The sequence below is a fragment of the Dysosmobacter sp. HCP28S3_G4 genome, from assembly GCF_052065175.1.
GTDB lineage: Bacteria > Bacillota > Clostridia > Oscillospirales > Oscillospiraceae > Oscillibacter.
Genome location: NZ_JBQHUP010000011.1, coordinates 51,041 through 63,208 on the forward strand (window position 1 = coordinate 51,041; position 12,168 = coordinate 63,208).

General features: G+C 58.0%; 10 protein-coding genes. 1 reads left to right on the forward strand and 9 read right to left on the reverse strand.

Going from position 1 to position 12,168, the window contains the following annotated elements; all coding sequences use genetic code 11:
* Nucleotides 1-522 precede the first annotated feature (522 nt).
* The 5 genes from ACTNBU_RS04490 to ACTNBU_RS04510 form a co-directional block, all read right to left on the reverse strand.
* Nucleotides 523-1,866 carry a plasmid recombination protein gene (locus ACTNBU_RS04490; protein WP_036376036.1) on the reverse strand — a complete coding sequence of 448 codons (1,344 nt, stop codon included), beginning with the start codon at nucleotides 1,864-1,866 and terminating at the stop codon, nucleotides 523-525.
* A 320-nt stretch (nucleotides 1,867-2,186) separates the two neighbouring features.
* Complete coding sequence (locus ACTNBU_RS04495; protein WP_031583915.1) at nucleotides 2,187-3,341, reverse strand: helicase RepA family protein; 1,155 nt, start codon at nucleotides 3,339-3,341, stop codon at nucleotides 2,187-2,189.
* 7 nt (nucleotides 3,342-3,348) lie between these two features.
* Nucleotides 3,349-3,669 carry a plasmid mobilization protein gene (locus ACTNBU_RS04500; protein ID WP_019541684.1) on the reverse strand — a complete coding sequence of 107 codons (321 nt, stop codon included), beginning with the start codon at nucleotides 3,667-3,669 and terminating at the stop codon, nucleotides 3,349-3,351.
* Nucleotides 3,669-4,745, reverse strand: coding sequence for a site-specific integrase (locus tag ACTNBU_RS04505; RefSeq protein WP_019541685.1), 1,077 nt, complete (start codon nucleotides 4,743-4,745; stop codon nucleotides 3,669-3,671). The genes ACTNBU_RS04500 and ACTNBU_RS04505 overlap by 1 nt, the downstream gene beginning before the upstream one ends.
* Nucleotides 4,746-4,934, reverse strand: a complete 189-nt coding sequence (locus ACTNBU_RS04510; RefSeq protein ID WP_016412724.1) for a helix-turn-helix transcriptional regulator — start codon at nucleotides 4,932-4,934, stop codon at nucleotides 4,746-4,748.
* A gap of 189 nt (nucleotides 4,935-5,123) precedes the next feature.
* Between ACTNBU_RS04510 and ACTNBU_RS04515 the strand changes: the two genes are divergently transcribed.
* On the forward strand, nucleotides 5,124-5,657 hold the full coding sequence (locus ACTNBU_RS04515; RefSeq protein WP_019541686.1) for a helix-turn-helix domain-containing protein: 534 nt from the start codon (nucleotides 5,124-5,126) through the stop codon (nucleotides 5,655-5,657).
* Nucleotides 5,658-5,867: 210 nt separating this feature from the next.
* On the opposite strand, the gene guaA is transcribed toward ACTNBU_RS04515, so the two are convergent.
* The 4 genes from guaA to ACTNBU_RS04535 form a co-directional block, all read right to left on the reverse strand.
* Nucleotides 5,868-7,409, reverse strand: a complete 1,542-nt coding sequence (gene guaA / locus ACTNBU_RS04520; RefSeq protein ID WP_441031266.1) for a glutamine-hydrolyzing GMP synthase — start codon at nucleotides 7,407-7,409, stop codon at nucleotides 5,868-5,870.
* 87 nt (nucleotides 7,410-7,496) lie between these two features.
* Nucleotides 7,497-8,075: a xanthine phosphoribosyltransferase gene (locus ACTNBU_RS04525; RefSeq protein WP_441031268.1), complete on the reverse strand. Its 579-nt coding sequence runs from the start codon at nucleotides 8,073-8,075 to the stop codon at nucleotides 7,497-7,499.
* Between the two features lie 237 nt (nucleotides 8,076-8,312).
* Complete coding sequence (locus ACTNBU_RS04530; RefSeq protein ID WP_441031270.1) at nucleotides 8,313-9,134, reverse strand: P-loop NTPase; 822 nt, start codon at nucleotides 9,132-9,134, stop codon at nucleotides 8,313-8,315.
* Nucleotides 9,135-9,210: 76 nt separating this feature from the next.
* Nucleotides 9,211-11,442: an ATP-binding protein gene (locus ACTNBU_RS04535; RefSeq protein ID WP_441031271.1), complete on the reverse strand. Its 2,232-nt coding sequence runs from the start codon at nucleotides 11,440-11,442 to the stop codon at nucleotides 9,211-9,213.
* Nucleotides 11,443-12,168: the final 726 nt, after the last annotated feature.

The window sequence follows — 12,168 nt, forward strand, 5'->3', positions numbered from 1 at the left end:
TCCCTTTACTGCCCCGAAGGGCATAAAAATCCCCAGCAGTAAAATACTTTTACCACTGGGGATGATAATTTGCGGACATACACATATACAGCATACACCTGTTTGTGAGTGCTGTTTTTGGGGATATGTCAAAATTGATAAGGCAAAAGTATTCTTAAATTGGGTACAAAAAACTAAGCCCCTACAAAAGGGACTATCATAATCCTTTGTTCCCACTATTTGATTATAGTTTTATTTAAGAATACCTTGCCGCATATTGAATAGACTCCTCAAATCAGGATGACAGCAGTATAGCATAGCACACTCTAAAATGCAAGAAGTTTTTACCCGCTGTCCCAAATAAATCAGGAGGGCATTCACCGGGACACCCTCCGATTTGGGGCCTCATGCGCAAATAATTTCTGTGTCCACGATTTCCGCCGCACACGCCCGAATATTGTTAGTCCCTCTGCAACTCATACCACAGACCGTTGCCCTCGTCAAAGATGTACTTTTCCATGAAATTACCTCCATTTTTTGTGATTATCGTGCGCCTACCCTTATTTTTGACCTTGCACCCCATTTCTGCTCCTTTTCGACCTGTTCCTGCTGGTAAGCTGCCTCCAGTATCCTGTCCGCCTGTTCCGGGCCAATGGCCCGTCTGACCCGCTCATAGTCCCTGACTTGCCCTTTCAAGCCGTCCCTCTCGGCACAAACCTCATAAATCCTGGCTGACAGGGAGCCGTTCTTACTGACCTCACGATCATAGGCGCTCTGCAACCGCTCAAACTTGCTCTTGAGGTCGAAGTAGGCCCGGTAGACGGAGCGCAGCACCTTGACGATCTTCTCCCAAAGGGGCTTGGCCTTTTTCTCCCGGTAGGACTTGGCCGATTCCAGCGGCCCCGCCTCCGGCAGCGTCCGCTCCGGGTCGTCGGAGAAGTCCGCCGCCAGTTTCTCCATGCCCTTGAGCAAGGGCGCTACATCGTCCAGCTTAGCCCTGGCCTGGGCCGCTTTCTTCTCAGCTGATGCTGCCTCCTTATTCTTTTTGTCGGCCTCAACCTGGGCCAGCGCCGACACCTCTTGAAGCTGTGCAAGCCGTTCCTGCTCACGCTCCGTCTTGAACTGCGTAACAGTCAAATGTTCTTCGGAACTACCACGTTCCCCACGCTCTACATCGTCATAGCCAGCGGAGCGCATATGCTCAAAGAAATCATCTTGCAGGACACTGTACGACTTTCGTAGAACGGGTTTGCCCTTAGCTGTGCGTAACGGCTCCCCGGTAGTTTCGTCCAGAATGGGCTTGGACGCCCACTTCTTGCTCATGCTCACCTGCATGATCGTTTCCTTGACCTTGCCCACCAGGGACTTGTCCTTGCACCGCTTTGTCCAGCGTATCTCCTTCTCCACTACCGGGATATAAACCACATGGAGGTGGTAGTGGTACACGTCCTCCCCCAGCGCCTCGGACATGGCCCGGTTGCGCTCGTCAGCGTGCATGACCGCCGACAAAATATACTGCTCTCCGCCCACGATTTTGATTGCGGCTTTATAGGCTTCGGTGTAAAATTGTTTTGCGAAGTCATACCCGCCGTGATTGTAGAAGTAAGCGGAGTTTACATCAAAGACCAACTCACCGTATCGAAAGGCATCCTCCTTGATGCCACGGGTGGAGATCACGCCGTCGGCCTCCATTTGAGCAAACATCTCCCGATACCCGGCAGACGGGGTTTTGAAATGGACATTGAGCGGCGTCCGCTCCAGTACAATGTCCTGATTGACATAGGAATCCTTCTCACGCTCGTTGTGCTGCTGGGTGTTACCGATCTTGGTTTCGGTCAGCCTCATATTTCTTGCGTTGGTACGGTCAATACCGTCGCCTCTCGCCATAGGCAAAAATCCTCCTGTTTCAGATGTTGGGTTGTTGAAAGAGGACGGGGGTTCGGGGGAGGCACTTCCTGCAGGAAGTGTAATAACCCACTATGACACTTTCATCCCTTCGGTCTGCAAAGTGTCGTGGGCTCTCCGAGGGGGTGTGGGGGCTTTGCCCCCGGCAACTGCGGTTGCCTCCCCCAGCAGGGCCGCCCTTTGAAAAGGGCACCCTGCACCCCGCCTAAACTTTGCTGCTCCCCGTGACAGCCGTGACGACCGTGACGATGTTTCAGACACCGCCGCCACTCTCAAAAAAGCCGTCACAGCCGTCACGGTCGTCACGCCTGGGACGGTTCCAGCGTCAGGCTGATACTTCTCCCGGCGTGGCTCCTGCTGTTCTCATAGCGGATGTGGTAGTCTATCAGCAGCTTCCCGGCCCGGACGTTTAGCCGCATCGCCAGGGCGTTGGGCTTCATGTCGGTCTGGAGCGCCGCTACCAGCTCGGTGGCCGTACCACCCCAGGTCGGCTTCTCCGCCGTCACAAGGGCGGCTATGGCCTCCAGCACCGGGTCGGGCGGCTCTGTCCATGCCTCCGTTTCCGTACGCTCCAGCGTCCATATCAGCCGTTCCTTGTCCCTGGTAAGATAGAATCGCTGGTCTTGCTGGTCACGCCCGGCCACGTCCAGAACGGCGCTGCCGTCTGTCCGCTTCTCCTTTTGAAGAAGAAAGGCCCCGTCCGCCGCTCCCAGCAGACCGTTGGTGCCGGAGATCATATCGAATTTGTCATCTGCCTGTTGCTTTCGAGTGTGGTGTACCAGCAGGAGGCAGACGCCGCAATCATCGGCAAGGCGTTTCAGCTTACCCACCACCTCGTAATCGTTGGCGTAGCTGTACTTATCCCCACCAGCCTCCCGGATTTTCTGGAGGGTGTCAATGATAATCAGCTTGGTGTTCGGGTGTTCCCGGACGAACTTCTTTAGCTGTTCCTCCAGGCCAACGCCAAGCTGTTTGGCGTAGACCGCAAAGAGCAGATTGTCGGTGCCCTCTGTGCCGAACATTCGGTATAGCCGCCCCTGCAAGCGGCGGTGGTCGTCCTCCAACGCCAGATAGAGGACAGTCCCCTTGTGGACAGGGTAGCCCCACAGGGGGAGGCCCATGCTGACATGGTAGGCAAGCTGGGCCATCAGGAACGACTTGCCCACCTTGGGCGCTCCCGCAAAGAGGTACGTCCCAGGGTAGAGCAGACCGTCTATTACGGGCGGTCTGCTCTGGTAGATGTTCTGGTAAAGGTCGTTCATGGAAACTGTGTGGAGGTAGGCTGGGTCGTTCATGCGCCGCATATCCCGGAGCATTTCCTCTAAATCTTTCTCTTGGGGGTTGTTTTCAGCCGTTTCCTCTGCTATACTTTGGGTAGTTGTTTGAGAATTGGGCTGTTCCCCGTCTGCGCCAACAGACGGAACCGGGACAGTCCTTTTCGTTTCTCTGGAATCCATCAATCTATCAATCCTCCTTCATGCCGCCCAGCGTCACTGAGATAAGGTCAATGGTGGCGAGAAGTTCATCCCCCACGTCGCCCCCGGCCTCAATGCGCCGCAGTTCCCCCAGGACGGCGGCGAGTTGGTCACGCAGGGCCTTGTAGACCCTGGGATTGCCCTGCACCACCACGGCCCGGTCTAAGAGCCGCCGGGTGATGTAGTCCTGCTTCGTCAGGCCAGAGAGCCGCACAGCGGCGTCAATCTGCTTGTTTTCCTCCGGGGATACCCGGAAGGCCACGGTCTTGTTCCTCCAGCGGTTGTGAGTGTCCAAATTCTTAGCTGACATTACGCTCCCATCCTTTCAAAGTCCAATTTGTCTGCCATTTCCGTCTGCTTGGACGGAAACAGGTGGGCATAGCGATAGGTGATCTCGATACTCTCATGCCCCACACGGTCAGCAATCGCCACAGCGGAGAAGCCCATGTCAATCAGAAGTGAGATGTGCGAATGCCGGAGGTCGTGGATTCTGATACGCTTGACCCCTGCCGACTTCGCCCCTCTGTCCATCTCATGGTGGAGATAGCTTTTCGTGATGGTGAAAATGCGCTCCTTCTTCTTGATACCGTAGAGCATCCCCAGGTAATCCTTCATCTCGTCACAGAGGAAGTTGGGCATTTTAATGGTGCGGTTGCTTTTCTTCGTCTTTGGCGTGGTAATGACGTCCTTGCCGTGGAGCCGCTGATAGGACTTGCTGATTTTCACCGTCCCGGCCTCAAAGTCAAAGTCTGCCGGGGTCAGGGCCAGCAGTTCCCCCTCCCGAATACCACACCAGTAGAGCATTTCAAAGGCGTAGTAGGAAACGGGCTTGTCCATCATGGCATCTGCAAACTTCTGGTACTCCGCTTTCGTCCAGAACAGCATTTCCTTCCGTTCCTCTGACCCCATGTTCCCAGCCTTGGCGGCGGGATTGGAGCGCAGCTCATAGAAGCGGACAGCGTGATTGAAGATGGCGCTAAGCTGGTTGTGCAGGGTTTTGAGGTAGGTAGCCGAGTAGGGCTTGCGCTTCTCGTCCCGGTAGGCCAGCAACTCGTTCTGCCATGCGATCACGTCCTTGGTGGTGATCTCGCTAATCTTCCGCTTGCCAAAGTAGGGCAGAATTTTCTTCTGGATGATGTTCTCCTTGGTCAGCCAGGTGTTCTCCTTGAGCCGGGGTTTCATATCCTTGGTGTAAAGCTCGGTAAAGGCTTCAAAGGTCATATCCAGGTCGCCGGAGGTCTGCATCTGGAAACTGCGCTCCCACTCCTGGGCCTCCCGTTTGGTGGCAAAGCCACGCTTGCACTTCTGTTTGCGCTCCCCCGTCCAGTCCTGATACCGCACCATGACGTACCATGTTCCTCTTGCTTCGTCCTTAAAGACTGGCATTTAGTTCCCTTCCTTTCTGGCCCCGTAGAGCCGTTCGTTGAAATACTGGCGGTTGACCCGCCCTGCGATGGTGATGAAGCCCTTGTCCTTCAATTCTTCGTTGAGCTGCCGGATGAGTTTATAGGCGTAGGGCTTCGATACACCCAGCTCGTCCGCAACTTCTTCCGCCCGGATGAATCTGTTCTCCATATGGATTCCTCCTTTCTTTTGATTTAACGCTATTTGCTTAACGTAGTCCTATTATACTAACTCTATTCCGTTATGTCAAGACCTTCCAACGAGAAAATATAAACAAATTTATTTATTTTTCTCTTGACTGGTCTAAACATATCTGTTATACTTCAAGTGTCCCCATTACATAGATTGGAGTTGGCAGTTATGGCGATTGGTGAACGTATTCGTTTCTTCCGCAACATGAAGGGCATCACACAGAAGTATCTTGGCATGGTGGTGGGTTTCCCGGAACGCTCCGCCGATGTGCGTATGGCACAGTATGAAACCGGGAGCCGCACCCCCAAGGCCGACCTGACAAAGACCCTGGCTGACTTCTTTGATATTTCCCCTGATGCCCTGACCGTCCCTGACATAGATACCGACATCGGCCTGATGCACACCCTCTTTGCTTTGGAGGATATTCGGGGGCTGACTATTGGGGAGATTGACGGCGAGGTTTGTCTGCGTCTGGACAAATCCAAAGGCAAGACCTATGCCAATATGCTTGATATGCTGTCCGCCTGGGCGGAGCAGGCCAAGAAGCTGGAGGCCGGGGAGATCACCAGGGAGGACTATGACCGCTGGCGGTACAACTACCCCAAGTACGACACCACCCTGCGGTGGGCAAAAGTTCCCTCACAGGAATTGAGTGATTTCCTGGTGGATGCACTCAAAGATAGCCCCGATACTGATGAATAGACAGCAAAAGCCCTTACCGACGTTGCCATCGGTAAGGGCTTTCTAATATGGTTGTCCTCACTTATAAGCCGCAAAAGAACATTCTTTACCCGCAATCCACTGGGGATACAGAATGATACGGCCTATGGGGAGCGTTATCAAATCGTTATCAAAAGAGAGATATAAAACCGCAAAATCGTTGTGCCGCAACGGGTTCGGAGTTTCAAAAACTCACTCCCACTCGATAGTCGCGGGGGGCTTGCTGGTGATGTCGTAGACGATGCGGTTGATGCCCTTCACCTCGTTGACGATGCGCACAGAGACCTTGTCCAGCACCTCGTAGGGGATGCGGGTCCAGTCGGCGGTCATGAAGTCCGTGGTGGTGACGGAGCGCAGGGCCAGGGTGTAATCGTAGGTCCGGCCGTCGCCCATGACGCCCACGGAGCGCATGTTGGTCAGTACCGCGAAGTACTGGTTCATAGTGCCCTCCAGATGGGCCTTGGCGATCTCGTCCCGGAAGATGAAATCCGCTTCCCGCAGGGTGTCCAGCTTCTCCTTGGTGACCTCGCCGATGCACCGGATGGCAAGACCCGGACCGGGGAAGGGCTGGCGCATCACCAGATACTCCGGCAGGCCCAGTTCCCGGCCCAACTGACGGACCTCGTCCTTGAACAGCATCCGCAGGGGCTCGATGATCTCCTTGAAGTCCACGAAGTCCGGCAGGCCGCCCACGTTGTGGTGGCTCTTGATGGTGGCGGCGTTGCCCAGGCCGGACTCGATGACGTCGGGATAGATGGTGCCCTGGGCCAGGAAATCAACCTTGCCGATCTTCTTGGCCTCGTCCTCAAAGACCCGAATGAACTCCTCACCGATGATCTTCCGCTTCCGCTCTGGCTCCGTGACGCCGGCCAGCTTGTCCAGGAACCGCTGCTCCGCGTCCACCCGGACAAAGTTGATGTCCCACTTCTTGAAGGCGGCCTCCACTTCGTCGCCCTCGTCCTTCCGCATGAGACCGTGGTCCACGAAGACGCAGGTCAGCTGACGGCCGACGGCCTCTGCCAGCAGGGCGGCGGCCACGGAGGAGTCCACGCCGCCGCTGAGGGCCAGCAGCACCTTGCCGTCGCCCACCTTCTCACGGGTCTGGGCGATGGCGGTCTTGCAGTAGTCGCCCATGGTCCAGTCGCCCACGGCGCCGCAGGCCTCGTACAGGAAGTTGCGGATCATCTTCACGCCGTTCTCGGTGTGGTTCACCTCGGGATGGAACTGAACGCCGTAGAACTTCCGCGCCTCGTCGGCAATGGCCACGTTGGGGCAGGCGTCGGAATGGGCCGTCAGGGCGAAGCCGTCGGGAACCTTCTCCATATAGTCGCCGTGGCTCATCCAGGAGATGCCCTCAGCGGGCAGGCCCTTGAACAGGGAGCAGGAGGTGTCAAAGAAGGTCTCCGTCTTGCCGTACTCCCGGGCGGAGGCGTCGGAGGCGGGGACTACCCGGCCGCCCAGGTTGTGGGCGATGAGCTGGCAGCCGTAGCAGATGCCCAGAATGGGGATGCCCAGTTCAAAAATGGCGGGGTCCACATGGGGAGAGGTCTCCTCGTAGACGCTGTTGGGACCGCCGGTGAAGATGATGCCGATGGGATCGATGGCCCGGATGGCGTCCAGAGAGGTGGTGTAGGGCTTGACCTCGCAGTAGACGCCGCACTCACGGACTCGGCGCGCGATGAGCTGATTGTACTGGCCGCCGAAATCCAGCACGATAACGGTTTGATGGGACATAAACTCATCCTTTCTATTCAGGTTCTTCTCCGGATGGAGACGCCCCGAAGGCCGGGACAGAGGATCCCGATTCCTCGGAAAACAGTATCAGTCGTCGTCCCGGAAGACGATGTTGCCGGGTTCGGCGCTCTCAATGATGGCCAGGGACTTCAGGTTGACGCCCGCGGCCCGCAGACGGTCGCCGCCGCCCTGGAAACCCTTCTCCACGGCGCAGCCGATGCCCACCAGCTCGGCGCCGGCGGCGGTGACGATGTCGCACAGGCCCCGCATGGCCTCGCCGTTGGCCATGAAGTCGTCCACGATCAGGACCTTGTCGTCGGCGCTGATCCACTCCTTGGAGACCAGCAGGGTCACCTTCTTCTTATAAGTGTAGGAGAAGATGTCGCTCTGATACAGGCCGCCCTCGATGTTGTCGCTCTTGGCCTTCTTGGCGAAGATCATGGGCTTGTGGAAGTGGTTGGCCACGATGGCCGCCAGAGCGATGCCGGAGGCCTCGGCGGTGAGGATCAGGCTGACCTCATCCATGTTGAAATGACGGCCGAACTCCTCAGCAATGTGGTCCATCAGCTCCGTGTCGATGCGGTGGTTCAGGAAGCCGTCCACCTTGATGATATTGCCGGGCAGGACCTTGCCCTCCTTGACGATGCGTTCCTTCAGCTCCTGCATAAGCAGTTCCCCCTCAATGTTTCTTTATTTATGTTTCCCATTTCCATTTCATATTTCCCCGTTCCGGGAAAACAGAGCGTTCGTCTTATTATCTCGAATCACGGCAAATTTTGCAACTGTTTTTTCCCTATAAAAAGAGATTTTTCGCCCCATCTTCCGCTGCGATATTTTGTGCAGGGTGGACAAAAACAGAAAAAATTGTCCGCGCCGTTGAAAAACGGCGCGGACAGCGGGTCGTTATTTGCTCTCGAGAACATCGGCTGCGGAGGCCAGCCAGTCGCCCTGGAAGTCCTCGATGCGGCCGGCGTCGGACAGCTCCGCCAGCTTGGGATCGATGGGCATCTGGGCCAGCAGCGGCAGGCAGTGCCGCGCGGCGGCCTCCCGGGTCTTGCCCTCGCCGAACAGATAGAGCTTTTTGCCGCAGTCCGGGCAGGTGATATAGCTCATGTTCTCCACGATGCCTACGATGGGAATGTCCATCATCTCCGCCATCTTGACGGCCTTTTCCACCACCATGCTCACCAGCTCCTGGGGAGAGGCCACGATGATGATGCCGTCCAGGGGGATGGACTGGAACACGCTGAGGGACACGTCGCCGGTGCCGGGAGGCATGTCCACGAACAGATAGTCGCAGTTCCACAGGACGTCGGTCCAGAACTGCTGGACCACGCCGGAGATGACGGGACCGCGCCAGACCACCGGGTCCGTTTCGTTCTCCAGCAGCAGATTGACGGACATGACCTCAATGCCGGTGGAGGACAGGCAGGGATTCAGGGCATCCTCCGTGCCGGTGGCCGGGCCCCGGACGCCGAAGACCTTGGGGATGGAGGGACCGGTGACGTCGGCGTCCAGAACGCCCACGGAGTGGCCCCGGCGGCGCATGGTGACGGCCAGCTGGCTGGTGACCATGGACTTGCCGACGCCGCCCTTGCCGGATACGATGCCGTAGACCTTGCCCACATGGGCATTGGGATTGTGCTCCTTCAGCAGGGACTGGGGCTCCTGACGGGACCCGCAGCTCTCGCCGCAGGTGGAGCAGTCGTGAGTGCATTCGCTCATTGGGAATAACTCCTTCTTCTCGCCGTGATGGCGGTATTTACAGGTTTGAAACGCCGGGATGGGCGCCCCTCTCATATTATACCTGCTGACCGGGGGCCGTCAACACCTGGATTTTGACAGCCGGGTCCTGCCGGAAGAATTCCGCCTCCCGGCTGTGGCAGGTGAACAGGAGGATCTGCCGGTGCTCCGCCTCCTCCCGCAGCCAGCGGAGGGCGGCGGCGCAGCGGGTGTCGTCAAAGCTGGCCAGGGCGTCGTCCAGAATGATGGGGAGGTTCTTCTCCGGCGGCAGCACCAGCTGGCAGATGGCCAGCCGCACCGCCAGATACAGCTGGTCCGCGGCACCGGCGCTGAGAAGCTGGGCGTCCCGGGAGACGGGATCCCCAGCGGGCTCGGCGGACAGATGGAAGCTGCGGTCCAGGGTCACGCCGGTATACCGGCCGTCGGTGAGTCGGGAGAAGATCTCCGCGGCCCGGCGGCCCAACGCCGGAGAGAACCGGTTCTGGATGGCGGTGTTGGCGCTGTCCAGCGCCTCCAGGGCCAATGCCAGGGCGTCATACTCGCCGGTGAGGGCGCGGACGCGGGCCTCCAACTCCTCCGCCTGGGCGGACAGCGCCGTGGGATCGCCGGTGGCGGCGATCTGTCCGGTGAGGCGGTCCGCCTGGCTCCGGAGAGCGGAGCGCCGGGAGGTAAGGGATTCCAGGGCGGCGGTGAGTTCCTCCTCGCTCTCCTCCGGCGGCGCATCGCCGCCGGCGTCCTGGGGGAACGCCTCCTGCCGGGTCAGCAGCTCACAGCGGAGGGCGGCGGCTCTGGCCCGGGCTTCCGCGTCGGCCAGGGCTTTCCGGCGGACAGCGGCCTCCCGCAGGAGCTGGTCGGCGGTGGGGATGTCAAAGGCGGCGGGGGCGAAGCGGCGGACTTCCAGCAGGATGGCCTGTTCGTTGGAGTTCAGAGTGGCGTACAGAGCGTCCGCGGCGGCGGACTTCCGGGCCGCGTCCGCCTGGGCCGCCTCCTGGGCCGCATATAATTGACAATAGGTATCCGCCAGCGCGGCGATCTCCGCCGGATCGGCGGTGCCGAAGCGCTTCCGCAGGGCGGCGTTCTGAGCGGCGCGGACGGCTCGCTTTCGCAGCACCACTGCGATGCCGGCGAAGGCAAGGAGCAGCGCCGCCAGCAGAATGGCGCTGAAAAGCTGGTTATTCGTATAAGTGAGCACTGCCCAAAAAGCGGCGAAGGAGGCGGAGAAGCCGAAGATCACCGTCAGCAGGCCGGGCCAAATGTTCCAGCGCACATTTTTGGGAAGCTCGGACGACGCTTTCCGGGCGCTCTCCGGCGTCTGTCCGGCAAAGGGGCTTTCATTGACGGCGGATTCCGCCCGCAGCCGCTGTTTCAGGGCCTCGTCCCGGGTATCCCGCGCCTTGAGGACGCTTTTCCGGGTGGTTTCCAGGTTCACGATGGCGCCCCGGAGCCGGGCGATGGCGTCGTTTTCCGGCACATGGTCCGCTTTCAGCTGCTCCCGCAGGGCGGCGGCGCTCTGCTCCGCCTGTTCCGCATCCCGGCGAAGCTCTTCCAGCTGACGGCGGCGCTCTCCAGCGTGATACCGCTGCCACTGTTCCAACTTCTCCTTCAGGCTGGCCTCCTGGGACTGTAGGGACTCCTCCTGGCGGCGCAGCCCGTCCAGTTCCTGCCGCTGCCGCTCCAGCTCGTCCATCTGGCGGCGCACCTCCGCCAGCTCCGTCTGGGCGGCGGGGATCTGGCCGGTCCGCTGGTTGGACTGGCGGCGGTTCAGCTGCTTTTTCAATGCGGCGGCGGCCTCTGTGTAGGAGATCTCCTCATCGCCGGAGGTGATGAGGGCGGCGATGCGCCGCTCCAGCTCCTTGTCGGCGGTGACACCCAATCCGGCCTGCCGGATAAAGGCGCTGCGCTCGAAGACCTCCCGGGGGACGCCCAGCAGCGTCTCGCCGCAGGCGGTTCCGGTGAGGCTGGGGACCTCGTCGTCGGTGCCGGTATAGACGGCCTTGAAACTGGCCATAGGGGCGCCCGCCCGCCGGGTATCCCGCAGCAGCGTCAGCTCCCGGCTACTGGCCTGACAGTCCAGACGGCCCCGCATGGGGCTGCCGGACCAGGGAGCGTATCGGTTTTTATCAGCGATGAAGCCGGCACGGTCCCGCTCCCGGCTGTTGACGCCGTAGAACATGGCGGCCAGAAAAGCACACCAGGTGGATTTGCCGGTTTCGTTGGGCGCCTGGAGAATGTTCAGACCGTCCTCCAGGTCCAGCGTTTGATGATCCAGCCGCCCGAAAGAAGCGGCCAAATGGCGAATTTTCAGAATGATCCCTCCTGCGTTGGGCAATACTGTGGTTGTGCGGATACAATATTTATAGTATAGCACGGCACGGCGGCGGTGAAAAGAGCGCCTTTATTGGCAAAGCAGAATGCAAGAGAAAATGTCATAAGAAAAACCAATAGCTGATATCCAAAAAAGTGAAAAAACCTATTGACATTTCCGACTGTCTCTGGTATCCTAAGCAAGCTGTTTCGAACAGCACGGCAAAAACTGGCAAGAGTTTCAAGACGGACGGTCGAGTCACGAAAGAAAAGTCTTGACAGGATGAGTCGGATGTGATATCCTACCAAAGTTGCTGCTGAGGCGAAACCTCGCAGTGACCGACGTAAGTTTGAAAAGCGGTTCAAAAAACTTCTTGACAAACCAATGCGAATGTGATATCTTTTAAAAGTTGCTGATAACAAACGGATCCGTCCGAAAGCTTCGAAAAAACTTGAAAAAAGTTCTTGACAAGCGAAAGACAGTTTGTTATAATAGCAATGTTCCGCCGGAAACGGCGTGTACCTTGTAAATTAAACAACGTAACGAAATGAAAGCACCAGACGGAAACAAGCCTTAGTGCTTGTAACCAAAGTTGTGGGCGAGTAGCGGGTAGTCAATTCTCGTGAAAGCAGCAACTATAAAAGAGAACCAGAAGCTATGACAAATAGCTCGATAAAAGATTTGAACGGACTACGGTTCGTTTAGATACCA

Bases quoted from the DNA above. Each gene is read 5' to 3' on its own strand.
- ACTNBU_RS04490 (WP_036376036.1), bottom strand. From the start codon at position 1,866: ATGGCGAGAGGCGACGGTATTGACCGTACCAACGCAAGAAATATGAGG.
- ACTNBU_RS04495 (WP_031583915.1), bottom strand. From the start codon at position 3,341: ATGGATTCCAGAGAAACGAAAAGGACTGTCCCGGTTCCGTCTGTTGGC.
- ACTNBU_RS04500 (WP_019541684.1), bottom strand. From the start codon at position 3,669: ATGTCAGCTAAGAATTTGGACACTCACAACCGCTGGAGGAACAAGACC.
- ACTNBU_RS04505 (WP_019541685.1), bottom strand. From the start codon at position 4,745: ATGCCAGTCTTTAAGGACGAAGCAAGAGGAACATGGTACGTCATGGTG.
- ACTNBU_RS04510 (WP_016412724.1), bottom strand. From the start codon at position 4,934: ATGGAGAACAGATTCATCCGGGCGGAAGAAGTTGCGGACGAGCTGGGT.
- ACTNBU_RS04515 (WP_019541686.1), top strand. From the start codon at position 5,124: ATGGCGATTGGTGAACGTATTCGTTTCTTCCGCAACATGAAGGGCATC.
- guaA (WP_441031266.1), bottom strand. From the start codon at position 7,409: ATGTCCCATCAAACCGTTATCGTGCTGGATTTCGGCGGCCAGTACAAT.
- ACTNBU_RS04525 (WP_441031268.1), bottom strand. From the start codon at position 8,075: ATGCAGGAGCTGAAGGAACGCATCGTCAAGGAGGGCAAGGTCCTGCCC.
- ACTNBU_RS04530 (WP_441031270.1), bottom strand. From the start codon at position 9,134: ATGAGCGAATGCACTCACGACTGCTCCACCTGCGGCGAGAGCTGCGGG.